The sequence below is a fragment of the Kribbella sp. NPDC051620 genome, assembly GCF_044453825.1.
Lineage (GTDB): Bacteria > Actinomycetota > Actinomycetes > Propionibacteriales > Kribbellaceae > Kribbella.
Window position 1 is genome coordinate 91,391 of sequence record NZ_JBITDB010000006.1, and the last position, 24,800, is coordinate 116,190.

Here is a 24,800-nt window from a genome sequence, read left to right on the forward strand (position 1 = left end):
GACGCCTGGGGGTTCGGATGGCTGCCTGGCCCGGTCGGATGACCCGATTGCTGCTGGCGGTCGGGCTGATCGCGATGCTGGGGATCACGACGGGGTGCGGTCCGCAGTCCGAGGCCCGGCAACCCGGGGTCGGGGCTCAGGCGGCGTCCCGGGGCGCGGTAGGGACGAAGTACGTGTACATCACCTTCGACGACGGGCCGGGGCCGACGTACACGCCTCAGATTCTCGCGATCCTGCGGCGGTACGGAGTGAAGGCGACGTTCTTCGAGATCGGGCAGAACGTGCGGAAGTACCCGGCCGTCACGCGCAAGGTTCATCAGCAGGGGCACAGCGTCCAGAACCATACCTATTCGCACCCGGATCTGCGCAAGGTGCCTGCGGCAACTTTCCGGTCCCAGGTGCAGAGCGCGGACCGCTACATCCGGGCTCAGACCAAGTCGCAGCCACGCTGCCTCAGGCCGCCGTACGGTGGCGTGAACACCACGGTCAGGCGACGGGCGGCCGCGCTCGGCAAGACGATCAAGCTGTGGACGGTGGATCCCCGCGACTGGTCCCGGCCGGGCGCCAAGGTGATCAGTCGTCGCGTCCTCGCATCGGTCCGCAACGGCTCGACCATTCTGCTGCATGACGGCGGCGGGAATCGCAGCCAGACGGTTGCCGCGCTGCCGACCATCCTGCGGACGCTGAAGGCTCGTGGCTACACGTTCCGGCTGGTGTCCTGCTCAGGACATTGAGGCGATCAGCGGTACGACGTCGGCGATCGACTCGACGATCCGGGTCGGGCGGTAGGGAAAGCGCTCGACCTCGTGCTCGCCGGTGGAGCCGGACAGCACCAGGATGCTGCGCAGGCCGGCTTCGAGACCGCTGATGATGTCGGTGTCCATCCGGTCGCCGATCATCACCGAGGTCTCGGAGTGCGCCTCGATCCGGTTCAGGGCGCTGCGCATCATCAGCGGATTCGGCTTGCCGACGAAGTACGGTGCGACACCGGTCGCCCGGGTGATCAGCGCGGCGACCGATCCGGTGGCCGGCAACGGCCCTTCGGTCGACGGGCCGGTCGGGTCGGGGTTGGTCGCCAGGAACCGCGCGCCGTCGGCGATCAGCCGGATCGCCCGGGTGATCGCCTCGAACGAGTACGTCCGCGTCTCCCCCAGTACGACGTAGTCCGGCGCGCGCTCGGTCAGTACATAGCCGACCTCGTGCAAGGCGGTCGTCAACCCCGCTTCACCGATCACGTACGCCGTACCGCCGGGCCGCTGATCGTCGAGGAACTGAGCCGTGGCCAGCGCTGACGTCCAGATGGCCTGCTCCGGCACATCGATGCCCCCGGCAAGCAACCGCGCCCGGAGATCCCGCGGCGTGAAGATCGAGTTGTTGGTCAGTACCAGAAACTTCTTCCCCGAAGCCTGCAACGACCCGATGAACTCACTGGCCCCCGGAATAGCCCGCTCCTCATGAACCAGCACCCCGTCCATGTCGGTCAACCAGCTCTCCACCGGCTTGTGCTCACTCATCCCTGCACTCCTCGCTAGACACCTGGCAACCACTCCGCATCGTAGACGAGCGGTTCTCCTACACGGGCAAAAGCCGCACCACACCGACGTCTGCACTCTCCCCGCTGACGTCGACGGCCCACACCCGCCACCGCCCCGCCTCCACGAGCACCGAGGCCTCGGACGGCGTACCTCGGCCGTCTGGATAGGGCACTCCGAGGTCGGCACCGGCTTCGGCGGAGTCCATCAGCACGGCCGGGCCGTCGCATTCCCACACACCGCAGTCGACCCACGGCGTACTCTCGTCAGCCAGCACCGCCGCAGCAGCCTCGAACAACGCCGACTCGGAACCGGCAGCGTTCCACCGGATGAAGGCCCGATGCTCAGGCAGGTAACAGCTGGTGTAGGAGGCGTCGCCCAGGACCAACGCCTGTCGCTCGCCAACCGCGATCACCCCAGCCCAGTCGTCGATCCCGCAAGCACGGTCGTAGTCGTCGACCACCGATCCATCGCCGATGATCGCCCCCTGCTCGGTGCAGCCACGCCAGCTGTCCAGAGCAGACACCGGTACGACGATCAGCGGGCCGCCCATGGAGTCGACCCAGTTGGCGGTGGTACCTGGTCGTCGCTGCACGAAGTACAGGCCCCTCAGTGGTTAGAGACGCTGGTGGCCAGGGTGCGGAGTTTTTCGACCATGGTGTTGGGGTCGTCGGCGTTGTAGACGGCTGAGCCGGCTACGAAGACGTCGGCGCCGGCTTCGGCGCAGCGCTCGATGGTTTCGGTGGAGATGCCGCCGTCGATCTCGATCCAGAGGTCCAGGCCGTGCTTGGCGGCCAGGTCGCGGGTGCGGCGGATCTTCGGGACGCAGACGTCGAGGAACTTCTGGCCGCCGAAGCCGGGCTCCACCGTCATGATCAGGATCATGTCGAACTCGGCGAGGATGTCCTCGTAGGGCTCGATCGGGGTGGCGGGCTTGAGCGCCATCGCGGCGCGGCCGCCCTTGGCACGGATCTCCCGGGCGGTACGGATCGGGGCGCGGCAGGCCTCGATGTGGAAGGTGACGCTGGACGCGCCGGCCTCGACGTAACCGGGGGCCCAGCGGTCGGGGTCCTCGATCATCAGGTGGCAGTCGAGCGGTTGCGCGACGGACTTGGCAAGCGACTCGACGACGGGCAGACCCAGCGTCAGGTTCGGGACGAAGTGGTTGTCCATCACGTCCACGTGCAGCCAGTCCGCGTTCGACACCGCCGCCGCCTCGTCAGCCAGGTGGGCGAAGTCGGCAGTGAGGATGCTCGGCGCGATCTGGATTCCCATGAAACGACAATCTACCGGCGGCCCTGGCCCAGGCTGATCACTGGGCGAGCCAGGCCCGCACCTCGTCTGTCGTCTCCGCCACAGCGATACCGGGTGGGAGGGGTGGGCGTTCGATCAGTACGACTGGGATGCCGAGGTCGCGCGCTGCAGTCAGCTTGGCGGCTGTCATGTCGCCTCCGCTGTTCTTGGTGACCAGTACGTCGATGCGCCGCGACTGTAGTAGCTCTAGCTCGGCGGCCAGCACGTACGGGCCTCGGTCCAGCAGCAACTCGCACCAGGTGGGCAGCGGGTCAGGCGGGTCTACACAGCGCGCCAGCGTCCAGAGGCCGGTATCAGCGAAGGCAGCCAGGCCCTGCCGCCCGATGGTGAGGAAGACTCGTTGACCGAGCTCAGGGAGACGGGTTGCGGCAGCCGCAGCGTCGCCGGCCCAGTGCCAGGTGTCGCCGGGCTGCTCGCGCCAGCCGGGGCGGCGTAGTACGAGCAGAGGAAGGTCTAGGGCGCTGGTGGCTGCTACTGCGTGGGCAGTCATCGTTGCGGCGAAGGGATGCGTCGCATCGACCACCGCCTCCACGCCGTGCTCGGCCAACCACGCAGTAAGCCCCTCCACCCCGCCGAACCCACCCTGCCGCACCTCCCCCACCGGCAGCCGCGCATCCCCGGTCCGCCCCGCCAGCGACGACACCACGTCGTGTTCGGCAGCCAGTACCTCCGCGAGCCGCCGTGCCTCGCCGGTACCGCCCAGCAGCAGGACCTTCACCTGGCCGGGCCTTTGGCATCAAGGCGGAGGTGATCAGGCACGGTCTCGGGTGGTCGAGTACAGGTGGCTGTCGCGGAAGGCTGTTGCTGCGAGCACCTTGCCGACCAGGATGACGGCGGTTCGGCGGATGTCGGCGGTGTGGACCTGGGCGGCGATGGTGGCGAGGGTGCCGCGGAGGATGAGTTCGTCGTCGCGGGAGGCTCGGGCTACTACGGCGACCGGGCAGTCGGCGCCGTAGTTGGGGGTCAGTTCGTCGACTACGCGGTCGATCTGCTGGACGGCCAGGTGCAGGACGAGGGTTGCTTGGCTCGCGCCGAGAGTGGCGAGGTCTTCGCCGGGCGGCATGGCGGTGGCTCGGCCGCCGATGCGGGTGAGGATGACGGTTTGGCCGACCTCGGGGACGGTCAACTCACGGGCCAGGGAGGCGGCGGCGGCCGCGTACGCCGGTACGCCGGGCGTCACGTCGTACGGGATCTCCAAGGCGTCGAGGCGGCGCATCTGCTCGGCCATGGCGCTGAAGACGGAGGGGTCGCCGGAGTGGAGGCGGGCCACGTCGGCGCCGGACTCGTGGGCGGCGGCGAGTTCGGCGATGATCTGGTCGAGGTTCAGGTCGGCCGTGTCGATTTTGCGGGCGCCGGGCGGGCAGTGGTCGAGCAATTCGAGAGGGACCAGCGCACCGGCGTACAGGCAGACGGGTGAGGCGGCGATCAGGTCGCGCCCGCGCACTGTGATCAGATCGGCGGCCCCCGGCCCGGCACCGATGAAATGCACAGTCACGTAGCCACGCTCCTGCATGCACGGGATGGCGATGTCGCGCTGCGGGGGTGGGCGGTCATTTGGTCACGCTCCAGATGGTGACGGGCATTGCGGGGCGCCAGCCGGTCATCGTACCTACCGCGGAGGCTCGCTGGACGGCCAGGCGGACGAGGTCGCCGCCCAGTTCGGCGTACCAGCGGGCGATCAGCGCCTCGGTCTCCAGCGTCACGCCGTTGACCACGAGGCGGCCGCCGGGGCGCAGGGCCTGCCAGCAGGTCTCGATCACGCCGGGGACGGTCGCGCCGCCGCCGACGAACACGGCGTCCGGTGACTCCAGGGTTTCCAAAGCGGCAGGGGCGGCGCCGACGACGGTACGGACGGCGACTCCGAGGGTTGCTGCGTTGCGGTCGAGGCGTTTGGCGCGGTCGGGGTTCTGTTCGATCGCTACCGCGCGGCAGGCCGGGTGATGCCGCAGCCACTCGATCGCGATGCTGCCCGCGCCGCCGCCGACGTCCCACAGCAACTGCCCCGGTACCGGCGCCAGCCGCGACAACGTCACCGCGCGGACCTCGCGCTTGGTCAACTGCCCATCACTCTCGTACGCCGAATCAGGCAACCCCGGCGCCGTCGACAACAACTCCACCCCGGCATCCGCCTCGCAGAGCACCCCGATGACGTTGAGCGCGTCGACCTCGCCGCTCCATTCAGCTGCCCTGGTATTACGTATGCGCTCCTCCCCCGACCCCAACTGCTCGAGCACCGTGAACGCGCTCCGGCTGTACCCGCGTTGGACCAGCAACTCGGCAACCTCGGCCGGCGTCTGCGCACCCCAACTCAGGATGACGAGCCGGCGTCCCGGCTGAACGTGCGGCTGGACGAGTTCGAGCGGGTGCCCGACGAGGCTGATCACCTGTACCTGATCCTGCGGCCACCCCAACCGCGCACAAGCCAGCGAAACACTCGACGGATGCGGAATCACCCGCACCGCGTCAGCCCCCAGCATCCTGGTCAGAGTCGTCCCGATCCCATGAAACGTCGGATCCCCACTGGCCAACACACAGATCCGCCGCCCCCGATGAGTCGCCAGCAACCCAGTCAAAGACTCCGACAACGGCGAACTCCAAGCCACCCGCACCTGCCCCCCGCTAGTGGTGATGGTGGGGATCAGGGCTAGTTGGCGGGTGCTGCCTAGGAGGACTTCGGCGGTGGTGATGGTTTGTTGGGCGGTGGGTGAGAGGCCGGGCCAGCCGTCGGCGCCGATGCCTACGACGGTGAGGGGGTCAGGCATTGCCGAGGACCTTTGTGATGGTGATTTCCAGGACTACACGTTCCGGGTTGACGCGAGGTTGGCGGTAGCGCTCGGCGTACCGGCGTACGGCGTCGGCGACCCGCTCGGGGTCGTCGCTCACCACGGCGCGGCCCTCGAGGGTCGACCAGCGCCGGCCCTCGAACTGGGTGACCGCGACCGCCGCGCCCTCCGATCCGGCCGCCCGGATCTGCCGCGCCTTGTGCGAACCGCCCGAGCAGATCACCCGCGCGATCCCCGTCTTGAGATCGACCGTCACCCCGACCGGCGTCGCGTGCACGGTACCGTCCCTGCGCACCGTGCTGAGCACGCACAGATGCCGCTCGGTCCAGAAGTCCACGAACGATCCGGACCGTTCACTCAGCGCCAGTTCCACCCCGTGATCGTAGACGCGCGAAGAAGGCCCGCCCCGGGGAGTACCCCAGGGCGGGCCGCTGGCGCTGAACCCCTCAGACCAGCGCCAAGCCTCAGCCGATGTCTCGGCGGCGGAAGGTGGTCGCGCCGGTCAGCAGAAGAGCGGCGGCTATCGCAGCAAGGACAACGACGGGAGTAGCCGAGAAGTCGCCGCCCGGGAGACGAGGAGTATGGGCGTACGGCGAGACGTCCATCAGGCCTTGGGGCAGGTCGAACAACGGACCGAACTGGCCGATCAGCACGAAGGCGCCGAAGAGAGCCCACGCTCCGATGACCAACTTCGGGGCCAGGCCGAAGAGCAGGACAACCAGGGCAGTGACCAGCCAGATGGCGGGGAGCTGGACGGCTGCCGCGGCCAGCATGCGCGGCACCTGCCGGCCCATGTTGCCTAGTGAGGCGCCGCTGGAGATACCGGAGCCGAGGCCGCCTACGAGGACCAGTACTCCGGTACCGAGCAGTGCCATCAGTACATGGCTGGCCAGCCACTGGTAGCGGCTGACACCCGTTGCCAGCAAGGGCTCCGCGCGCAGGGCTGTCTCCTCGGAGCGGAGCCGGAGCGCCGCCTGGATGCCGAAGGCTGAAGCCAGCAGGCCGAGCATACCCATCTCGGTCGAGAGGAAGGCGTCGGTGATCCCGTTCACGCCACCGAGCTTCTCCACCATGTCGCGGGCGCTGTCGCTGGTGACGAAGCCCTCGACGTTCGAGGCGATGTTGCCGACCACGAAGCCGAGCAGCAGGAAGCCGGCTCCCCAGGCGTACAGCGAACCGCGATGCAGCCGCCACGCCAGCGCGAGCGGTGACCGCAGGGACGCCGCACCCGTCGCAGGCCCCGGCCGCGGCCGGACCAGGCCGGCGCCGACGTCGCGTCTGCGCAGTAACGCGAACGCAGCGGTGACCAGCAGGCCCAGCAAGGCCAGCGGAAGCAGCGCGACCAGCCACCGGTCGCCGGCGTACGCGCGGATCTGCTGGGCCCAGCCGATCGGCGACAACCAGGAGATCCAGGCAGTACCGCCGTCGGAGGCCGAGTCGCCGGCCGCCCGGAGGATGTAGCTGACGCCCAGCACGACCGCAGTGATGCCGTTGGCCGTACGGGCGCCTTCGGTCAGCTGCGCCGCCAATGCGCCCACGCCGGCGAAGGCGAGCCCGGCAACGATCCAGGTGAGCCCGAAGGCGAAGGAGCCGGCGGCCGGGAGGCCGGTACCGATCAGGCTGAGCGCGGTCAGCAGGCCGAGCACGACTACGGTTCCCGCCGAGACGACCAGCGCTGAGGTCAACGCGGCGTACCGGCCGAGCACTCCGGCGCTGAGCAACTCGAGCCGGCCGCTCTCCTCCTCGGCCCGGGTGTGCCGGACCACCAGCATCGCCCCGAGCAGTCCGACCAGCAGGGCACCGAACGCGGTCAGCTTGAACAGCGACAGCTCGCCGAGCGACGAGGGGTCGAAAATCCTTCCGTACAAGGAGACCAGGGCCGGCGAGGAGTTCGAGGTGTTGGCTGCCTCGACGCGCGAGGCGACGTCCGGGTAGAGGTCGATCGATGCCTTGGCCGAACCCGCGGCCATCGAGACGAAGACCAGGATCCAGACCGGAAGGAGCACTCGGTCCCGCCGCAGCGCGAGCCGGATCAGGGTCGAAGTACCAGCGAAGTCGTTCATCGCGACGCCGCCACAGGGTCCTGCGAGGGGGCCGCGTCGTCTTCGTAGTGCCGCAGGAAGAGCTCCTCCAGCGTCGGCGGCTGGGCGACGAGGCTCTTGATCCCGCTCGCCGCGAGCTGCTTCATCAACCCGTCGAGCTGCGCGGTGTCGACCTCACAGCGCACCCGATTGGCTTCGACATCAAGGCTGTGTACTCCGGGCAGCTTGGCCAGCCCGTTCGGCGACGAGGCCAGCTCGGCCTGGATCGACGTCCGGGTGAGGTGCCGCAGGTCGCCGAGCGTGCCGGTCTCGACGACCTTGCCGCGCCGGATGATGCTGATCCGGTCGCAGAGCGCCTCGACCTCCGACAGGATGTGGCTCGACAGCAGCACGGTGCGATCGCGGTGCCGCTCCTCCTCGATGCACTGCCGGAACACCTCCTCCATCAGCGGGTCGAGACCGGAGGTGGGCTCGTCGAGGATCAGCAACTCGACGTCCGAGGCGAGGGCCGCGACCAGCGCGACCTTCTGCCGGTTGCCCTTCGAGTAGGTCCGGCCCTTCTTGGTCGGATCCAGGTCGAAGCGGCGGAGCAGGTCGTCGCGCTTCTTCGGGTCCAGCCCGCCGCGGAGCCGGCCGAGCAGGTCGATCACCTCGCCGCCGGTCAGGTTCGGCCACAGGTTCACGTCACCAGGGACGTACGCGAGCCGCCGGTGCAGCTTCGCGGCGTCGTGCCACGGGTCGCCGCCGAGCAGCGACACGTCCCCCTCGTCGCCCTTCAGCAGGCCGAGCAGGACCCTGATGGTGGTCGACTTCCCGGCGCCGTTCGGGCCGAGGAAGCCATGCACCTCACCGGTCGCGACATCGAGGTCGAGACCGTCGAGGGCGTGCGTGCTGCCGTACGACTTGTGCAGTCCGGAGACCACTATGGCTGATGTCATGATTCATAACGTACACTTCATTCAGAAGTTTGTGAATCTTACTAACAGGATTCTCACGCGTCAGGTTTTTGGGTGCCGGGAGGAGATGATGGGGCGGTGAGTGCAGCGATGGAGCGAGACGAAGCGGCTGTCCAGCGGTACGCCGAGCAGTTCGGCAACACCCTGGCCGAGCAGGGCTGGCCGCGGATGTCGGCCAGGGCCTTCACCGCCATCCTGGCCAGCGAGGACGGCCGGCTGACCGCCGCCGAGCTGGCCGAGCGCCTCAAGGCGAGCCCTGCCGCCATCTCCGGCGCGGTGAACTACCTGCTGCAACTCCGGCTGGCCAGCCGCGAGCGGGAGCCGGGCAGCCGGCGCGACGTCTACGTGGTGATGGACGACTTCTGGTACCAGTCGATGATGAGCCAGGACCGCGGCCTCAGCCGCTGGGAGGAGATCCTGCGCCAGATGCTCCCGTACGTCGGCGCCCGCACCGAAGCGAGCCGCCGAATCCGCGCGACCATCGGCTTCGTCGAGTTCATCCAGGAAGAGGTCGAAGGCCTCAGCGACCGCTGGATCAAACGCAAGGCAGAAATCGACGCCGAAATAGAAGCAGAAGACAACAGCTGAACTGCCGGGCACCTCGTACTACGAGATGCCCGGCAGCTAGTACTCCGTACTTACCGCAGTGTGCTGGCTGCGACGGTATCCATTACCTGCTGGAGCAGTGGGTTTGCCTTGGGGCCGGTCGTCTTTGACTTCGGGAGGTGGACTGACTTGCCGTCTACTGGGCCCTTGACGGGGTAGACGGAGAGGTCGCCCGGTAGCGGGGTGGTGCCGCAGAACTGGTCTTTGGCGGGGAGTTCGCCGGTGAAGATGTAGCGGTCGCCGATCTGCTCGGCGCAGGAGGAGCGGTTGCCGAGGATGTACTGGCCGTGCTGGCCTTCGTCGTCGATCGCCACGAAGCGGGTGGCGTTCTTGGTGTCGTTGTGGGTGCGCAGGGAACCCTCATAGGCGGTCGCCGGGTCCATCTCGCTCTGGACGATCAGGATTCGCGGCGACCCGGTCAGGTCGAGCTTGCGGTCCTGCGGGGCGTACTTCCAGAAGGCGCACATCGGGACGCCGTTCAGATAGCCGAAGAAGTCGTACTTCTTCGCCATCCGATCGGCTTCCTTGAGGTAGAAGCTGGTGTCCTTGCTCCACGCCGTGTCGTTGCAGCGAACCGTCGTGCTGATCGCTCCGACGTTGACCAGCTCGTCACCCGACTTGGCGCGAGCCGCCGAGACCTTGGCGTCCGCGATGATCGACCGCAAGGTGTCAACCTGCGTCGCCGCGACAGCACTCGCCGTGGGAGCCGGCGTCACGCCGTACCGGGTCCGCAGTGCCGCCAGCGTGTCGAACTTCTGCAGTTCGGGCGACAGCCGCGCCCACGCCGCGTCGACCTGCGCCAGCTCGATCTTGCCCGACGCCGTCGGCGCCTTCGTGAACTCGTCGTGCACCAGAACGTCCAGCGTCGCCCGGATGAAACGCGTGTTGTTGTAGATCGCGCTGTAGATCAACCCGTCGAGATTGTCCCCGCGGACCGAGCTCTCCCCCGCCTTCACCAGCGTGGTCAGCGAGGCGCGGATTCCGTTGTACTTCGCAGTGACCTGAGCCGGCGTACTGCCCAACCCGCTGATCTGGTCGGCGTGCCGGGCGATCCACGGGAAGAACTGGGTGTCGCGGCGACGCTGGCCGGAGAACGGGTCGAAGTTCACGTTGTCCCACTGGGTGTGGGTCCAGTCCATGTTCGAGTCGAGCACGAACCGGCCGACCTTCGACGGGTAGGTGTCGGCGTACCAGCCGCCGAGCCAGGTGCCGTAGCTGTACCCGATGAAGTTCAGCTGCCGGGCTTTGAACAAGGCCCGAAGAAAGTCCATGTCGTAGACGGTCTGCTGGCTGCTGACGAACTGGCCGAACTCGGTCGCGGAGCAGGCGTCGGCGTAGAACTTCGCCTCGGCGACCTCCACCTGGTGGGTCAGCTTGGTGCGTTCCTTGTAGTCGGGAGTCACCGGCAGCGCCGCGATGTCCTCGGCCGAGGCCAGGCACCGCAGCGGCGTGCTCGTGCCGAAGCCACGGGGGTCGAAGCCGAACAGGTCGAAGTCGCTGAACAGTTGCGGCTTCGAGACGCCCAGGCTGGCGGTCAGGTTGAGGCCGGCGCCACCGGGTCCGCCGGGGTTGCTGGTCAGCAGGCCTTTCGAAGTACCGGTGGCCTTGCTGTACGAGATGGCGACCTGGATGTCGGGGTGCGCGTCCGGGTGCGCCCAGTCCATCGGCACGTTGACCTTGGCGCAGTTGGTGGTCGGGGCCTGCGGGTAGTTCCGCTTGATGGTGGCGTCGAACGCGCAGACCGACCAGTTGATCGGCTGGTCGAGATAACGCTGCGGGATCGCCGGCACGGCCGGATCCTTGGGCCCGGAGGCGGCGGTGGCGGTGGCGGCGGTAGTGGCCGTCAGCAACGGAGCAAGCAATGCGACGGCAACGGCGGCCGCGAGTTTGCGGGGGCTGGGCACGCTGAGATCTCCCTGTGTCAGGCGGACGGGAAGTCGTCAACGTATTCGGCCCGGCACCGTCGGCGACACCCATTGGCCCAACCTCAAGGGCAAACACGCAAGAACAAAGTGGTGAGGTGGGAGGTAACAAGGTGGTGAGGTGGGAGCTACAACTCGTAGACGGTGAAAATCGTGCAGTACACCGGCGGGGATTCCAGGCCTGGGTAATAGAGCCGGCCGGCTTCGTCGGTGACCTTGAAATAAGCCGTGGACGCGCCGACCTGGGACGGCGCCTGCAGCCGCATTCGCACCGTCACGACCTCACCCGGTACGGCGTCCGGCAGTCGGGCGCGTGACGGCGAGCGGAGCCACCCCGGCGTACCGGCTGCTCCTTGTCTCGTGAGCCAGCGGTCGTGCCAGTTGCTCTCGCCGCTGTTGCGGATCTCCCAGGTCTTCTCGAACTCCTCATCGCGGATCACCCGGGTGCCGTCCGGCACGGTCTCGCCGACGAGCTCCGCCCGGTCCTCGGGATGATGGTCGGCCGGTACCGACCCACCCAGCAGCGTCGGGTGTGGGAGCGAGTCGCGACGGCGCAGGTCGCGCATCGACATGTCCTTGCCGGCCCGTACGGCCGCATCGAGCTCCATCAGCTGGTTGACCAGGGCACGGCCGGCGCCGAAGGAATCGTCGTACCACTCGATCAGTTCACGGCTGGGCTTGGTGTGGCCGCGTTCGACCCTCGACAGATGGCCCTTGTCCCAGCCGGACAACACCGCCGCGCGGGTGAGCGGCACCCCGGCAGCCTCTCGCAGCTCTCGCATCCGGCTGCCGATCACGTACCTCGCCTGCGCTGGCCTCACGGCGAACTCCCCAGTGTCACTAGTTCACGGAGACTACCTGGTTTCGGTTACTCGCTTTCGTTGCCTACTGCGACAACTCCGTGACGCTCTGATTCTGTGGGGTGCAGTGCCAGATCGCCAAGGATCCGCCCACTCCGAGCGACAGATCACTCCCAGAAAGGCCACGACCATGCGGACCGCCCTCACCCGTACCTTCGCCAGGCTCACAGTTACCACTCTTCTCGGCGGTGTCGCCGTCCTCGGCGGCGCGGCGCTGCCGGCCCAGGCCGCCACCGGCACCGTCGTCACCGATTCAGGGCTCGGGGTGACGATTCGCTCCGGCAACGCGACCACCTTCGGCTCGGTCGGCACCCAGCCCAACGGCGCTGTCCAGATCGACTGCCAGCTCTACGGCGAGCCGGTCACCGGCAAGTACGGCCGGAGCCTGGTCTGGGATCACGTCCCCGGCAAGGGTTTCATCTCCGACTCGTACGTCAACACCGGCAGCAGCGGCCTGGTCGCCCCGCTGTGCGCGAGCAACCCGCGCGCCGACAACGCGATCAACTGGTACTCCGCTCGCAACGGCTCGACCGCCTTCCAGGGCTACTGCGAAATGGCCGCCGAGAACTCCTACGGCAAGACCGGCATCTGGGCCTCGGCCAAGGCCGACTGGAACGACGCGGTCGCCCGCGGCGTCGCCCACCGCGACCTGAACGCACCCAAGGGCGCCCTGGTCTTCTGGGACCTGGCCGCCCCCTACGGCCACGTCGGCGTCTCCCGCGGCGACGGCTACTTCTGGGCCACCAGCGTCAACGGCAAGATCGGCCTGGCCAAACTCCCCTACTTCAACTCCTACCTCGGCTGGGCCTGGCCCAACTTCTGATCCATCCGAGTCAGCCAGTCGTCGACCAGGGCTTGGTACAAGCCGTGGTCGTCGATGGGGAGATCATGATCGGCCCGATCCAGTACTGCGTACGTCGCGCGTGGGTAGTCCTCCAGGAGGCCCCACGCGTCGGCGTAGCCGGTCATCACGTCCTGGCGGCCGGTGACGATAAGCGTCGGCGCATCCAGCCGGGTCCGGGGGTCGATGCTCAGGCTGTACTTCGCCACGTCGGTCTGGATGGCGGCGAGGAACTGCAGGTCGGCCATGGCTTCGGCCACGTCGTAATACAAGGCTTGTTTTCGTTGGTTGGCGGCGCGGTAGTCGTCGTCCCAGACCGACGGGTCGTCAGCCGGAAGGGTCCGCTTGGCGCGATCCACGATCACGCCGGGCACGCGGAGAAGCAGGCCGAGGATCCGGGTCGGGTCGCGGTGGACGATTCCCCGCGCGTGAAGCGCGCCCGCCGACGTGCCGGCCAAAGCGAACGACGGCGCAGCCGACGGGTCGCCGGTTGCAGGAGCCGGGTCGCCTGTTGCAGGAGCCGGGTCGGCGGTTGCAGGAGCCGGGTCGGCGGCCACGATGTCGTCGACTGCTCGGGCGAGGACATCCAGCATGTCGTCCTGGTTCTTGATCCAGGGGCGGGACGGGGTCTGGCCGGTGCCGGGTGGGTCGAGGTAGATGCGGCGCCAGCCGGGATGGCTGGCGAAGATGGGCTCGTGGACGTCGCGGCCTTCGCCATTGGCGTTGCCCCAGCCGGGGAGGAACACGATCGGGCGGCCGGCGCCGAAGGACTCGTAGTACACGGGCAGGTCATCGACGAGGCTGATCACCTCGCCGACGCTACTCAATCCGCCAGCTGAACGGGCCTACTTTTTGCCGGTGGCAGAACGCTCGCCGGAGCCCCGCTGGATCAGCTGGCAAGGCAGGACGATGCGCTGTGGTGGGCGGGTGTCCGCTTTCGCGGCCCGATCCAGCAGCAGGCGCGCCGCGATCCGGCCGAGTTCGGCGATGTCGGAGGCGACGACGGTGACCGGGGTGGGGAGCATGTCGGCCAGCCTGAAGTCGTCGAAGCCGACGACCGCGGGCTCGGCGTCGACCTCGCGGAGAGCGCGGAGTACGCCTTCGGTGAGGAAGTTGGTGGAGGCAAACAACGCGGTGGGCGGGTCGGGGCGGTGCATGAGCTCGCGGGTCGCCTTCTCAGCAGCTTCCGCGGTGCCCTCCGGGAGCTGGATGACGAGGCTTTCGTCGACCTCGACGCCGGCCGCCCGGCAAGCCCGCCGGTATCCGCGCAACCGCCGCCCGGTCGTGTAGTACGAGGGAGCGAGCAGGATCGCGATCCGCTCATGCCCTTGCTGCAGCAGGTGATCCGTGGCGAGCTTGCCACCACCCTCGTTGTCGACCATCACGATGTCGGCCTCGATCCCGTGCGCCGGCCGGTCCACGAACACCACCGGTACGCCGGCGCCCGACAGGAACGAATGGTCGCCCTGATCAGGGACGATCATCAACCCGGCGACCTGCCGCCCGACCAGCTCCTGGATCGCCCGCCGCTCCCCCTCGGGGTCCTCGTCGACCGAGCCGAGCACGACCGCGAACCCGTCCTGCCCGGCGACCTCGAGCGACGCCTTGGCAATCGTCGCGTAGAACGGGTTGGTCAGGTCACCGAGTACCAGCGCCAGGCTCGACGACTTCTTGCCCGGCCGCAGCGCCCGGGCGACCTCGTTGCGCTGGAACCCCAGTTCGTCGATCGCCGCGCGGACCCGGCTGGCGGTCTCGTCCCGCACACCGGCTCCGCCGTTGACCACCCGGGAGACCGTGCCCAACCCGACACCGGCCCGCTTGGCCACGTCGATCATCGTCGGCCGGGCGGACTCGGCTGGTCTTGGAAACGTTTCGGACACAGGGTTGACTTCCCTCTCAGGGCACGGCATCGTCACCTCACAGTAAACTTTGGAAACGTTACCGTCCAGGAGGCAGGATGAATCGTGACGGACGGAGTCGCGGCGGGCGCGGTGGATTCAGCCGCAACGCCGGCTCGGACGTCAAGGCCGCCTATCTGTTCATCGCACCGGCGATCATCGGTTTCACGGTCTTCGTCGTCTATCCGCTGGTCCGCTCGTTCTACCTGTCGCTGACCAAGTACAACGGCCTGACCGATCCCGTCTTCGTCGGGCTGGCCAACTTCCGCCGGCTGTTCACCGTCGATCCGGCGTTCTGGCCGTCGCTGCGGGCAACGGGGTACCTGGTGGTCCTCTACGTGCCGCTGTCGCTGGCCCTCGGCCTGGCGCTCGCGATGTTCTGCAACCAGCGCTTCGCCGGCGTCCGGATCGTCCGGACCCTGGCGTACCTGCCGGTGGTACTGCCGGCCGTCGCGACGATCACGCTGTGGAAGTTCATCCTCAATCCCCAAGTGGGCTTGGCGAACACGATCCTCGACAAGCTGCATCTGCCGACCAGCCTGTGGCTGCAGAGCCCCTCGATGTCGATGCCGTCGATCGTGATCGTGATGCTGTGGGGCGTCGGCGGGACGATGATCATCTTCCTGGCCGCGCTCCAGGCGGTACCGACCGAGCTCTACGAGGCGGCCCGCGTCGACGGCGCCGGACCGTACTCGGTGTTCTTCCGGATCACCTTGCCGATGATCAGCCCGATCATGCTGCTCCAGGTGATCCTGCAGACCACGGCCGCGCTGCAGACCTTCAACCAGCCCAAGATCCTCACCAACGGTGGGCCCGGCTTCAGTACCAGCGTCTTGATGCTGTCGATCTACAACAACGGATTCTCCAACCTGGGCAGGGTTCCGCAGCTCGGCTACGCCTCCGCGCAGGTCTGGGTGCTGTTCATCGTCATCATCGCCGTGATCGCCCTGACCGCGAAGTTCTCCTCGCTCTGGACGTACAGTGACAACACTCCCGACTGACCCCGCCGAGACCGTCGCGCCCGCCCTGACCCGCGCCGTCGACCGGCCACGGCGTAGTACCGGCAGAAGGCCGTTGCGCACTACAACGTGGTACGCGACCGCGCTCTTCATCTGCGCGGTGATGATCGTCCCGCTGCTGTGGATGATCACGATCGGCCTGAAGAGCCGCAACGCCGTCTTCGAGGTGCCGCCGAGGCTGCTGCCGCACGACTTCCACTGGCGCAACTTCCTCGACGGCCCGCAGGCGATCCACTTCCCGCGGCTGTTGCTCAACTCAACGATCATCACCGTGCTGAGCGTGCTCGGCGGCGTCATGACCGCGATGATGGCGGGCTACGCGCTGGCGCGGCTGCGGTTCCCCGGCCGGAAGGTGTGGTTCTACCTGTTCGTCGGCAGCATGCTGCTGCCCGGCGTGGTCGGCCTGATCCCGCTGTTCCAGTTGTACAAGTCGATCGGCTGGTACGACACCTGGCTGCCGCTGATCGTGCCGGCCTTCTTCGGCGGCAACCCGCTGTTCATCTTCCTGGCCCGGCAGTACTTCCTGGCCATCCCCTACTCGATCGACGAGGCGGCCAAGATCGACGGCGCCGGGCACCTGCGGATCTTCGTCAGCGTGATGCTGCCGTTGACCCGGCCGGCCTGGATCACGATGGCGATCCTCGCCTTCCAGGCGTCCTGGAACGACTTCCTCAATCCGCTGGTCTACCTGTACTCCGCCGACAAGTGGCCGTTGTCGGTCGGAATGGCGCAGTTCGTCTCACCGTTCGCCGGGCAGACGCCGAACTGGAGCTACTACATGGCCACCAACCTGCTCTACATGCTGCCGCCGCTGATCCTCTTCTTCGCCGCGCAGCGCTATTTCATCCAGGGCCTCGGCTCGCTGGGCAGCACGACGCAGAAGTGACTCACCCCCTGAGGAGCACAACAGTGAAAGCGATCATCGGCACCACCCTCGCCTGCGCCGGGTTGCTGACGGCAACGGCTGCCTGCAGCGGCTCGGACTCCGGCGGCAAGTCCGACGGGCCGGTCACCGTGACCGTGATGACGTGGGAGTCCCCCGAGACGAACACCGCCATCAAGAAGGCACTCGAAGGATTCAAGGACGACAACGTCAAGGTGCAGCTCGTCGACACCCCGAGCGGCGGGTACGGCGACAAGCTCGCGTCGCTGACCCAGGCCAAGAAGCTGCCCGATCTGTTCTGGTGCGGCAACGACACCGAGCAGCAGTACACATCGCAGGGCCTGCTGGTCGACTGGTCGAAGCGGGTCGACAGCGGTGACGGCGGCCTCAAGGCGGACGACTTCGTCGGCTCGGCGATGAAGAACTGGAAGACGAGCGACGGGCAGATGGGCGGCCTGCCGTCGCTGATGAACACGTACGGCGTCTGGTACAACGCCGACGCGTTCAAGGCGGCCGGCATCCCGGAGCCCAAGTCGGGCTGGACCTGGGACGACATGTACTCGGCGGCCGGCAAGCTCGCCGGGAAGAACGGAGCGAAGTACGGGCTGGTCGCGGATCAGCTGACCTCGGCGGACGCGCCGTTCACGATGTCGATGTACGCGGTGTCCGCTGGTGGCGCACCGTTCACCGACGACGTGAACCACCCGACCAAGGCGGAGGCCGACGGCAAGTACGTCGAGGGCGTGGAGAAGCTCGCCGCGGCGATCAAGTCCGGCGCGGTGGCGCCGCCCGGGTACGACGCGTCGAACGTGCCGGCGCTGTTCTCCGGCGGCAAGGTGCCGATGATGTTCGGCGGGCAGTGGCTGGCGGCCGGGTTCCAGACGGACAAGCCGAAGATCAAGTACGGGTTCGCGCCGTTCCCGCAGGTGACGACGCCGGCCACGCTGTACGACTCGGTGGGGATCTGCACGCCGCAGTACACGGCTGACGAGGACGCGACGTACAAGGTGCTGCAGTACTTCAACACCAAGGTGTGGGACGCCGTACTGCCGGCCTCGCCGGTCGCTCCGCCGGCCTACACGCCGGCGCAGGAGAGTTATTTCAACGCATTGACCAAGGCAAATCAGAGCACTGTCGTGGACACGGTCAAAGCGGATCTCTCAGCAGAGAAGACGGTCGGCGTTCGCTTCACTACCCAGTGGGCCTCGCAGGTCGGCGACCTGACGACGGCGATGTACCAGCCGATCCTGAGCGGGAAGAAGCCGGTCTCCGATCTGCAGGCCTATGTCGGGAAGATCAACGACCTGATCAAGTCGCAGGGCTGATCAGGCAGGGTTGATCAGGCGGGGCTAGACGGTCACCAGCGGAGGAGGCCCGGCGAGAAGGTGCAACTTCTCCCGGGTCTCCTCGTCGACGGGGGTGTAGGTGACGAGGCGCGGACGGTTGGCGCCGGGCTCGGTCCAGAGACTGGTCGCCGACAGGCGCAGTACGCCGGCCAGCGGGTGGTGGTAGACCTTCAGCTGGTTGCCGGGGCGCAGTACCTCGTGGTCGTCCCAGTACTTGCTGAACTCCGGTGACTCGGTCTGGAGTCGCTTGAGCAGAGCCTTCCAGCTGGGGTCGCCGAGGCTCTCCACCATCGAGGCGCGGAACTTGGCGACCATCGCGCGCTGCGTCTGCTCCAGGTTGGGCAGGGTCGCCTTCCACTGCTCGTTCATGAACCCGAGCCAGATCACGTTGCGATCCTCGGGCGGGACCGCGTCGAGGTCGCACATCAGCCGGCTGAACGGGCGGTTGTAGGCGAGCAGGTCGTACCGGCCGTTCTGTACGCAGGCCGGCAGCGGCTCAAGCTGATCCAGCAGGTCGCGCAGGGCGTCGGTGACCGGCGTGAAGGCGCCGGCCGGGCTTGGATCGATTGCCCCAGCCAGTGCGAACAGATGCTCCCGCTCGCTCTGGTCGAGCCGCAGCGTCCGGGCGATCGCGTCCAGCACCTCGGCGGAGACCTGGATGTCGCGACCCTGCTCGAGCCAGGTGTACCAAGTCGTCCCGATCGCCGCGAGCTGAGAGACCTCCTCCCGCCGCAACCCCGGAGTCCGACGCCGCCGCCCCCGCGGCAACCCGACCTCCTCCGGCGCGATCCGCTCCCGCCGGCTCCGCAGGAAGCTCGCCAGCTCCTCCCGCCGCTGATCCGTCATGACTACCACGATGCCGCATCAAGAATCCTGGTACAAGGTACTTCTTGTACCAGGATAAAGACGCTCTGGTACCACCCTGACAACCAAGCGATCGTCAACCACATGACCGATGTTGCCGAACGCCCGACCTCTGTAATTCCCACCATTCTCTCGGGTGGCGGGCTGCTGGCCTTGCTGCTCTGTGCAGCGCTGCCGATTCTCGACTTCTTCATCGTCAACGTCGCGCTGCCCTCGATGGGTAGCGAGTTGCGGGCTGGTCCGGCTCTGCTGGAACTGGTGGTGGCTGGGTATGGCGTGGCCTTCGCCGTGTTGCTGGTGCTTGGTGGACGCCTTGGCGACAGCTTCGGGCGACGGAGGTTGTTGCTGATCGCGATGACTGCCTTCACTGCAAGCTCGATCGCTTGTGGACTCGCGCCGAACGCATCCGTGCTCGTCGGAGCCCGCATCCTGCAAGGCGCGTCGGCCGCGCTTCTCAACCCACAGGTCCTCGCGACCCTCCACGCGACCACCGCCGGCGACCGCCGCAACCGCGCCCTCAGCCTGTACGGCGCGATGGCAGGACTCGCGATGGTGGCCGGTCAGATCCTCGGCGGCCTGCTCGTCGCCGCCGACATCGGTGGAGCGGGCTGGCGGGCCGTCTTCCTCGTCAACGGTCCCGTCGGCCTGATCGCGTTCGTCCTCGCCTGGCGCACGGTCCCCGCCACCCGTTCCGACCGCCCCGCACCCGTCGACCTCGCCGGTACCGTCCTCCTCGCCATCACCCTGACCGCTCTCCTGGTACCACTCAGCGAAGGCCGGGCAGCAGGCTGGCCACTCTGGTCCTGGCTCTGCCTGGCCGTCTGCCCGGTCGCCGCCATCACCCTGCTCTTCGTCGAGCGCCGGCAAGAACGAGCCGGCCGGCTCCCGTTGCTCCCACCGAGTCTGTTCGGCTTCAGCGGAGTACGGCTCGGTCTCGGACTCCTCGTGCCGTTCTCGATCAACTTCGGCGGCTTCATGTTCGTGATGGCGATCGCCCTGCAACAGGCCTTGCGCTTCGGCCCGATCCAGGCCGGTCTCACCCTGGCGCCGCTCGCGGTCACCCACCTGCTCGCCTCGCTCATCAGCCCGCGCCTGATCGGCCGCTTCGGCAGCCGGGTCATCCACGTGGCCGCGTCCATCCACCTGATCGCGCTGGTCGTGCTCGGCTTCACCGTCCTGCGCGGCTGGCCGAACCTCACGGCGCTCGACTTCGCGCCCGCACTCGCCCTGTGGGGAATCGCCTCGGGTTCACAGATCCCGGTGTTCTTCCGGATCGTGCTGGCCGACCTCCCCGGTGACCGGGCCGGCGTCGGCAGCGGCGTACTGGTCACCTTTCAGCAGGCCTCGTTGGCGCTCGGCGCAGCCGTGGTCGGCACCTTGTTCCTGTCCCTGGAGACGGCACAGGGCGACCCGGGCAAGGCGCTGGCCGAGACCGTCGCCGCCCTAGTCGCCCTGGTCCTCCTGAACCTGACGATCAGCACCCGCCTGCCGAGGCGGCTGTGATCAGACCGCCTGCCACAGGGAGAGGGCGAAGCGGTCCTCGGAGTCGGTCCACCAGGCGCCGTTCGTGAAGCCGGCCTTGTCGAGCTCCGCCTCGACGCCGTCGCGGCGGAACTTGGCGGAGACCTCGGTGCTGAGCTCCTCGCCTTCGGCGAAGTCCACCTCGAGGCCGATCTCGGGGATGAGCACCTTCATCGCGCGGTCGGCCCGGAGGTGCATCTCGATCCACTCGTTCTCCGGGTCCCAGATCGCGCGGTGGCTGAACGAGTCCACGTCGAAGTCCGCGCCGAGCTGGCGGTTCAGCACCCGCAGAACGTTCCGGTTGAACTCGGCCGTCACGCCGGCGCTGTCGTCGTACGCCGCGACGAGGGTGGCTGGGTCCTTCACCAGATCGGTGCCGAGCAGCAGCCACTCCCCTGGCTCGAGTACGTCGCGGACAGACTGGTAGAAGTCCGCGCGCTCGTCGGGCAGAAGGTTGCCGATCGTCCCGCCGAGGAACGCCACCACGCGTGGCGCCTCGCCGGGAAGCTTGTCGAGGTGCTCGGTGAAGTCGCCGACGACGCCGTGCACGGTGAGGCTCGGGTAGTCGGTGTTGATCGCGGCGGCGGCCTCGCGCAGCGCCGACTCGGAGACGTCCAGCGGTACGAACGTGGTCAGCGTGCCGTGGTCGCGCAAGCCGTCAAGCAGCAAGCGCGTCTTCTCCGAGGAGCCCGAGCCGAGCTCGACCAGCGTGTGCGCGCCGGTCAGCTCGGCGATCTCGCCAGAGCGGGCGTCGAGGATCTCCCGCTCGGCGCGGGTCGGGTAGTACTCCGGCAGCCGGGTGATCTCCTCGAACAGCTCGCTGCCCCGCGCGTCGTAGAACCATTTCGGCGCGAGCCACTTCGGCTCGGCCGTCAGTCCGTCCCGGGCATCCTCCCGCAGAGCACGAGCGGCGTAGTCCGGAGTCAGGTGGATGTCTATTGAAGTCCCCTGTCCGGGGTGGTGGGGTGGGGTCAGCGATGTCACTGTCGTCCTTCCAGCAATGGGGTGACGGCTAGCGTGCTTTTAGTTGCCAAGAGCAAAGACCGGTCCGGGATCTCTTCCCAGCCTTCGGTGGTCCAGGGCTCGGAGCTGACGGCTACGGAGTCTGTGGTGCGGCGGACCCAGAGCGAATGCGTCCAGGTGGTGGCGACAATCTGCTCCCCATCGGTCAGCAGCAGATTGAGCCTGCTGTCAGGCGCCACGGCGGCGACATCCCGTACCACCGACGCCACCGCCTCCGGCGCCCCGAGGTGCAGGCGGTCCTGTACGAGCGCCCACAGCAGCGCGGAGTCCATCGGCGCATCGAGGGTCAGCAGCTCGGATACCGGCAAAGCTTCTGCCAGCTTGGACACCGATCCCGGCCAACCGCTGATCAGCCCGTTGTGACTGAACAACCATTGGTCTTTCGTGTACGGCGCAACGGCGCTCTCCGTCAGCGGCGACCCCACCGTCCCGTTCCGTACCGCCGCCAGCACCGCCCCCGAACTGATCGACGCAGCCAACCCCGGCAACGACTCATCAGCCCAAATCGGCACACTCCGCCGATACCGCACAGGCGCCGGTACGGCGGGGCCGCGGCCGGCGTCAGGTTCGGCGTACCAGCCGATGCCGAAGCCGTCGGCGTTCACCGAGCCGCCGCCGCGCATGTCTGAAGGCGACCAGCTCTGGCGGTAAAGAGAATGCGGTGGTTCCAGTACCAGCGATGCCAACGAGACGGGCGGCCCCAGGTAGGCCAGGTGCCGGCACATCAGCGCAGTTCCTCCGGACGGGGGTCCCGGGCGCAGCGGAAGCCGGCGAAGATTTGGCGGCGGATGGGGTAGTCCCAGTTGCGGAAGGTGCCGCGGGCGACGATCTCGTCGGTGCCGAACGAGCCGCCGCGCAGCATCTTGTAGTCGTTGCCGAAGAAGACCAGCGAGTACTCGTCGTAGGGGAACGCGCGGAAGCCCGGGTACGGCTTGAAGTCGCTGCTCGTCCACTCCCAGACGTCACCGATCAGCTGCTCGACGCCAAGCGGCGACGCACCGGCCGGATACGCCCCGATCGGCGCTGGGCGCAGATGCCGTTGACCGAGGTTCGCGTGCTGCGGACCCGGGCTCTCATCGCCCCAAGGGAAGCGGCGCGTCCGCCCGGTCGCCGGGTCGAAGCGAGCAGCGAACTCCCACTCCTCCTCGGTCGGCAGCCGCTTGCCGGCCCACTTCGCATAGGCCTCGGCCTCGTAGAAGCAGACGTGCATCACCGGCTCGTCGAGCGGCAGCAACTCCCGATGCCCGAACCGTGTCCGCACCCAGTTGCCGTCCTCGCGCTCCCAGAACCGCGGCGCGACGAGCGATGCCTTCTGCACATGCGCCCACCCGGCCTCCGACCACCACTGCGGATCCTGATACCCACCACCAGTGACGAACTTGAGGTAGTCGCCGTTGCTCACCGGCGCAGTGTCGATCACATACGGATCGACGTGCACCGGATGGGCAGGCCGCTCGTTGTCGAGAGCCCACGGCTCGATCGAAGTACCCATCTCGAAGACGCCACCGGGCACGAGCACCTCGGCCTTGGCCAGTCGTCGTCCGGGCGGTGGAGCCGGCGCATCGAGCACCGGCGCGCCGGTGCGGAGCTGGTGCGTCGCGAGCATCGTCTCGTCGTGCTGCTGCTCGTGTTGCACGATCATGCCGAAGGCGAAGCCGTTGTCGACCAGCTCCCGGTCGCCGCCGAACTTCACGTGGTCGAGCACGTCGAGGACCTTGTCGCGCACCTCGACGACGTACTGCCGGGTCTCGGCCGGGCCGAGCAACGGCAGCGACGGGCGATCGGCCCGGGCGTGCATGAACGCGTCGTACAGCTCGTCGATGTCCTGCCGGACCGGGTCGCGGCCGCCGACGTCGCGGACCAGCCAGAGCTCTTCCTGGTTGCCGATGTGCGCGTAGTCCCAGACCAGCGGCGACATCAGCTTCGAGTGCTGCCGGATCAGGTCGTCGGTGTCGACCGCGTCGGTCAGCTGGACGGTCCGGCCGCGCGAACGCTCGAGCTGCTCGGCGACGAACGACCGCAGCCCCTCGGCGGTCAGATCTGACAACTGGTGGTTCATGAAGCTCGCCTTCTCTGGGTGTCGTCGACGATGTAGTGCAGTCGCTCGCCGGCCTCGGTGATCAGGTCTTGATCGACTCCGGTCCGGCTCAGGTTGGCGGTGGCCAGCTCGACCAGATCCCGCGCGGCCTGCAGGACGGGCTTGTCGTGCAGCCCTTCCCGCGCCGCGGGGAACCAGCGACCGGCCGCGGGTGCGGCAGCGGCCAGTGCTTGGTCGGTAACGGCCGGGTCTGACATCAGGGCGGACAGCAGCAGGGTCGGCGTGATCCAGCCGTCGCCGTCCTGCGCATCGAGGTAACGGACCTCCAGGTACCCACGCGGCCGCACAGGCGGGAACAACGTGGACAAGTGGTACTCCAAGTCCCCGTACGTCGGTCTGTCGCCGAGCGGATCATCAGCACCAGAGCTACCGAGGCCGGTGCCGCCTGGTCCGGGGCCGCTCGCCAGGCCGGTGCCGTCCAGGGCTCCATCGGCCCAGGCTCCGAAGGTGAGGCCGGCGGGGGCGTCCCAGCTGTCGCCTCGTCGGAGGCAGAGAACCGGTGCCTCCATCGCAGTACGGGCCCAGGACTCGGCTGGATCACCGTCGAGCGGCGGCGGCTCGGTGAACGGGGCGCAGGTACCGAAGGTTGCCTCGGTGCGGGCGGAGGCCCAGCCGGTGTCGCTGCCTTCACGGTCGCGCGAATTGGCGAACAAGGCGACCAGGGCTGGGCCGAAGTCGTGGAGTGCTCGCCAGCGCAGTGCGGTCTGGTCCGCTTCGCCTGCGTCCAGGCAGACCTGCAGACCGGCCGAGCTGCACATCATCCGCGGCCCATGCGGACCGAGCTGTGCGAAGGCCCGCTCCATCGCGGCGTACCGGGGAACGGTCAGGATGCGGCGGGGTGGGCGGTAGGCGTCGAGCCCGTGCCGTCCGGGCACGAGGCCTTGGGCGGCGAGCAGCTGGGTGAGCTGCGCGGCGTCGGCCGTCGTGTCGTCGATCAGCCTGGGGATGGAGTCCGAGGCCTGGCCGGAGATCTCCACCTGGCCACCCGGCTCGACGGTGACCAGAGAACCCCGGCCGAGTGGCAGCTGTGGGCTGCCGGGGACCAGGGTCGGGGGGGCGTGCACGCCCAGGGCGTTGCTGAGTCGGTCGGCGTCGAGAGGCCGATGCGGATCATCCGCATGATGAACGGTCCACTCCAGCTCGACGCCGTGCAGCAGCGGAGGACCGTGCTTGAAACACACCATCGCGACGTAGCCCTCTGCCTCCACGCGGGAGCCGATCGGGGTCGCCGCCGGGAACTCGCCGGACGCGCTCACGTCAGCGAACCTAACCGCGCCCCTGGGCGCGTTCAA

The 24,800-nt window shown here is 68.0% G+C and carries 25 protein-coding genes; 7 read left to right on the top strand and 18 right to left on the bottom strand.

Annotation, left to right across the window (positions count from 1 at the left end; all coding sequences use genetic code 11):
- Positions 1 to 38: 38 nt before the first annotated feature.
- On the top strand, positions 39 to 734 hold the full coding sequence (locus ACIA12_RS29975; protein ID WP_396370525.1) for a polysaccharide deacetylase family protein: 696 nt from the start codon (positions 39 to 41) through the stop codon (positions 732 to 734).
- On the opposite strand, the gene ACIA12_RS29980 is transcribed toward ACIA12_RS29975, so the two are convergent.
- The 9 genes from ACIA12_RS29980 to ACIA12_RS30020 form a co-directional block, all read right to left on the bottom strand.
- Positions 723 to 1,514, bottom strand: a complete 792-nt coding sequence (locus ACIA12_RS29980) for an HAD-IIA family hydrolase (RefSeq protein ID WP_396370526.1) — start codon at positions 1,512 to 1,514, stop codon at positions 723 to 725. The genes ACIA12_RS29975 and ACIA12_RS29980 overlap by 12 nt on opposite strands.
- A gap of 58 nt (positions 1,515 to 1,572) precedes the next feature.
- On the bottom strand, positions 1,573 to 2,127 hold the full coding sequence (locus tag ACIA12_RS29985) for an Imm21 family immunity protein (RefSeq protein ID WP_396370527.1): 555 nt from the start codon (positions 2,125 to 2,127) through the stop codon (positions 1,573 to 1,575).
- 14 nt (positions 2,128 to 2,141) lie between these two features.
- Complete coding sequence (rpe, locus tag ACIA12_RS29990) at positions 2,142 to 2,807, bottom strand: ribulose-phosphate 3-epimerase (RefSeq protein WP_396370528.1); 666 nt, start codon at positions 2,805 to 2,807, stop codon at positions 2,142 to 2,144.
- Positions 2,808 to 2,844: 37 nt separating this feature from the next.
- Positions 2,845 to 3,564 (bottom strand): cobalt-precorrin-6A reductase, encoded by a 720-nt coding sequence (locus ACIA12_RS29995; RefSeq protein WP_396370529.1) that lies wholly within the window; start codon positions 3,562 to 3,564, stop codon positions 2,845 to 2,847.
- 33 nt (positions 3,565 to 3,597) lie between these two features.
- Entirely contained in the window at positions 3,598 to 4,341 is a 744-nt protein-coding gene (gene cobM, locus ACIA12_RS30000; protein ID WP_396370530.1) for a precorrin-4 C(11)-methyltransferase, read from the bottom strand.
- Positions 4,342 to 4,396: 55 nt separating this feature from the next.
- The gene (gene cbiE, locus ACIA12_RS30005; protein WP_396370531.1) at positions 4,397 to 5,608 is read right to left on the bottom strand and encodes a precorrin-6y C5,15-methyltransferase (decarboxylating) subunit CbiE; all 1,212 of its coding nucleotides are present in this window, start codon (positions 5,606 to 5,608) and stop codon (positions 4,397 to 4,399) included.
- A complete protein-coding gene (locus tag ACIA12_RS30010) occupies positions 5,601 to 6,002 on the bottom strand; it encodes a PPOX class F420-dependent oxidoreductase (RefSeq protein WP_396370532.1) in 402 nt (133 codons plus the stop codon). Before ACIA12_RS30010 ends, cbiE begins: the two co-directional genes overlap by 8 nt.
- Positions 6,003 to 6,093: 91 nt before the next feature.
- Positions 6,094 to 7,692, bottom strand: a complete 1,599-nt coding sequence (locus tag ACIA12_RS30015) for an ABC transporter permease (RefSeq protein WP_396370533.1) — start codon at positions 7,690 to 7,692, stop codon at positions 6,094 to 6,096.
- Complete coding sequence (locus ACIA12_RS30020) at positions 7,689 to 8,609, bottom strand: ATP-binding cassette domain-containing protein (protein ID WP_396370534.1); 921 nt, start codon at positions 8,607 to 8,609, stop codon at positions 7,689 to 7,691. Before ACIA12_RS30020 ends, ACIA12_RS30015 begins: the two co-directional genes overlap by 4 nt.
- A gap of 96 nt (positions 8,610 to 8,705) precedes the next feature.
- Between ACIA12_RS30020 and ACIA12_RS30025 the strand changes: the two genes are divergently transcribed.
- Entirely contained in the window at positions 8,706 to 9,215 is a 510-nt protein-coding gene (locus ACIA12_RS30025) for a GbsR/MarR family transcriptional regulator (RefSeq protein ID WP_396370535.1), read from the top strand.
- A gap of 50 nt (positions 9,216 to 9,265) precedes the next feature.
- On the opposite strand, the gene ACIA12_RS30030 is transcribed toward ACIA12_RS30025, so the two are convergent.
- Entirely contained in the window at positions 9,266 to 11,137 is a 1,872-nt protein-coding gene (locus ACIA12_RS30030; protein WP_396370536.1) for an alpha/beta hydrolase, read from the bottom strand.
- Between the two features lie 146 nt (positions 11,138 to 11,283).
- Positions 11,284 to 11,976 (bottom strand): NBR1-Ig-like domain-containing protein, encoded by a 693-nt coding sequence (locus ACIA12_RS30035; RefSeq protein ID WP_396370537.1) that lies wholly within the window; start codon positions 11,974 to 11,976, stop codon positions 11,284 to 11,286.
- 169 nt (positions 11,977 to 12,145) lie between these two features.
- Here ACIA12_RS30035 and ACIA12_RS30040 point away from each other — a divergent pair, with 169 nt between their 5' ends.
- On the top strand, positions 12,146 to 12,838 hold the full coding sequence (locus ACIA12_RS30040) for a CHAP domain-containing protein (RefSeq protein WP_396370538.1): 693 nt from the start codon (positions 12,146 to 12,148) through the stop codon (positions 12,836 to 12,838).
- Here ACIA12_RS30040 and ACIA12_RS30045 read toward each other — a convergent pair.
- Complete coding sequence (locus tag ACIA12_RS30045) at positions 12,808 to 13,665, bottom strand: alpha/beta fold hydrolase (protein WP_396370539.1); 858 nt, start codon at positions 13,663 to 13,665, stop codon at positions 12,808 to 12,810. The genes ACIA12_RS30040 and ACIA12_RS30045 overlap by 31 nt on opposite strands.
- Before the next feature lie 36 nt (positions 13,666 to 13,701).
- Positions 13,702 to 14,736: a LacI family DNA-binding transcriptional regulator gene (locus tag ACIA12_RS30050; RefSeq protein WP_396370540.1), complete on the bottom strand. Its 1,035-nt coding sequence runs from the start codon at positions 14,734 to 14,736 to the stop codon at positions 13,702 to 13,704.
- Between the two features lie 77 nt (positions 14,737 to 14,813).
- Between ACIA12_RS30050 and ACIA12_RS30055 the strand changes: the two genes are divergently transcribed.
- From ACIA12_RS30055 to ACIA12_RS30065, 3 genes are read left to right on the top strand one after another with little or no spacing between them, the layout of a single operon-like run.
- Complete coding sequence (locus tag ACIA12_RS30055) at positions 14,814 to 15,755, top strand: carbohydrate ABC transporter permease (RefSeq protein ID WP_396370541.1); 942 nt, start codon at positions 14,814 to 14,816, stop codon at positions 15,753 to 15,755.
- Positions 15,736 to 16,659 carry a carbohydrate ABC transporter permease gene (locus ACIA12_RS30060; RefSeq protein WP_396370542.1) on the top strand — a complete coding sequence of 308 codons (924 nt, stop codon included), beginning with the start codon at positions 15,736 to 15,738 and terminating at the stop codon, positions 16,657 to 16,659. The genes ACIA12_RS30055 and ACIA12_RS30060 overlap by 20 nt, the downstream gene beginning before the upstream one ends.
- A 23-nt stretch (positions 16,660 to 16,682) precedes the next feature.
- Complete coding sequence (locus ACIA12_RS30065) at positions 16,683 to 17,981, top strand: ABC transporter substrate-binding protein (protein ID WP_396370543.1); 1,299 nt, start codon at positions 16,683 to 16,685, stop codon at positions 17,979 to 17,981.
- A 24-nt stretch (positions 17,982 to 18,005) separates the two neighbouring features.
- On the opposite strand, the gene ACIA12_RS30070 is transcribed toward ACIA12_RS30065, so the two are convergent.
- Entirely contained in the window at positions 18,006 to 18,848 is an 843-nt protein-coding gene (locus tag ACIA12_RS30070; protein WP_396370544.1) for a helix-turn-helix transcriptional regulator, read from the bottom strand.
- Between the two features lie 102 nt (positions 18,849 to 18,950).
- Here ACIA12_RS30070 and ACIA12_RS30075 point away from each other — a divergent pair, with 102 nt between their 5' ends.
- Positions 18,951 to 20,369, top strand: coding sequence for an MFS transporter (locus ACIA12_RS30075; RefSeq protein ID WP_396370545.1), 1,419 nt, complete (start codon positions 18,951 to 18,953; stop codon positions 20,367 to 20,369).
- Here ACIA12_RS30075 and egtD read toward each other — a convergent pair whose 3' ends face one another.
- From egtD to ACIA12_RS30095, 4 genes are read right to left on the bottom strand one after another with little or no spacing between them, the layout of a single operon-like run.
- Positions 20,370 to 21,371 carry an L-histidine N(alpha)-methyltransferase gene (gene egtD, locus ACIA12_RS30080; protein WP_396370546.1) on the bottom strand — a complete coding sequence of 334 codons (1,002 nt, stop codon included), beginning with the start codon at positions 21,369 to 21,371 and terminating at the stop codon, positions 20,370 to 20,372. It abuts the gene before it with no gap.
- The gene (gene egtC / locus ACIA12_RS30085; protein WP_396370547.1) at positions 21,368 to 22,135 is read right to left on the bottom strand and encodes an ergothioneine biosynthesis protein EgtC; all 768 of its coding nucleotides are present in this window, start codon (positions 22,133 to 22,135) and stop codon (positions 21,368 to 21,370) included. The genes egtD and egtC overlap by 4 nt, the downstream gene beginning before the upstream one ends.
- Positions 22,135 to 23,469 carry an ergothioneine biosynthesis protein EgtB gene (gene egtB / locus ACIA12_RS30090; RefSeq protein WP_396370548.1) on the bottom strand — a complete coding sequence of 445 codons (1,335 nt, stop codon included), beginning with the start codon at positions 23,467 to 23,469 and terminating at the stop codon, positions 22,135 to 22,137. Before egtB ends, egtC begins: the two co-directional genes overlap by 1 nt.
- A complete protein-coding gene (locus tag ACIA12_RS30095) occupies positions 23,466 to 24,764 on the bottom strand; it encodes a glutamate-cysteine ligase family protein (RefSeq protein WP_396370549.1) in 1,299 nt (432 codons plus the stop codon). The genes egtB and ACIA12_RS30095 overlap by 4 nt, the downstream gene beginning before the upstream one ends.
- Between the last annotated feature and the right edge of the window lie 36 nt (positions 24,765 to 24,800).

Coding starts and splice junctions, on each gene's coding strand:
- ACIA12_RS29975 (WP_396370525.1), top strand. CDS start 39: ATGACCCGATTGCTGCTGGCGGTCGGGCTGATCGCGATGCTGGGGATC.
- ACIA12_RS29980 (WP_396370526.1), bottom strand. CDS start 1,514: ATGAGTGAGCACAAGCCGGTGGAGAGCTGGTTGACCGACATGGACGGG.
- rpe (WP_396370528.1), bottom strand. CDS start 2,807: ATGGGAATCCAGATCGCGCCGAGCATCCTCACTGCCGACTTCGCCCAC.
- cbiE (WP_396370531.1), bottom strand. CDS start 5,608: ATGCCTGACCCCCTCACCGTCGTAGGCATCGGCGCCGACGGCTGGCCC.
- ACIA12_RS30015 (WP_396370533.1), bottom strand. CDS start 7,692: ATGAACGACTTCGCTGGTACTTCGACCCTGATCCGGCTCGCGCTGCGG.
- ACIA12_RS30020 (WP_396370534.1), bottom strand. CDS start 8,609: ATGACATCAGCCATAGTGGTCTCCGGACTGCACAAGTCGTACGGCAGC.
- ACIA12_RS30040 (WP_396370538.1), top strand. CDS start 12,146: ATGCGGACCGCCCTCACCCGTACCTTCGCCAGGCTCACAGTTACCACT.
- ACIA12_RS30055 (WP_396370541.1), top strand. CDS start 14,814: ATGAATCGTGACGGACGGAGTCGCGGCGGGCGCGGTGGATTCAGCCGC.
- ACIA12_RS30070 (WP_396370544.1), bottom strand. CDS start 18,848: ATGACGGATCAGCGGCGGGAGGAGCTGGCGAGCTTCCTGCGGAGCCGG.
- ACIA12_RS30075 (WP_396370545.1), top strand. CDS start 18,951: ATGACCGATGTTGCCGAACGCCCGACCTCTGTAATTCCCACCATTCTC.
- egtC (WP_396370547.1), bottom strand. CDS start 22,135: ATGTGCCGGCACCTGGCCTACCTGGGGCCGCCCGTCTCGTTGGCATCG.
- egtB (WP_396370548.1), bottom strand. CDS start 23,469: ATGAACCACCAGTTGTCAGATCTGACCGCCGAGGGGCTGCGGTCGTTC.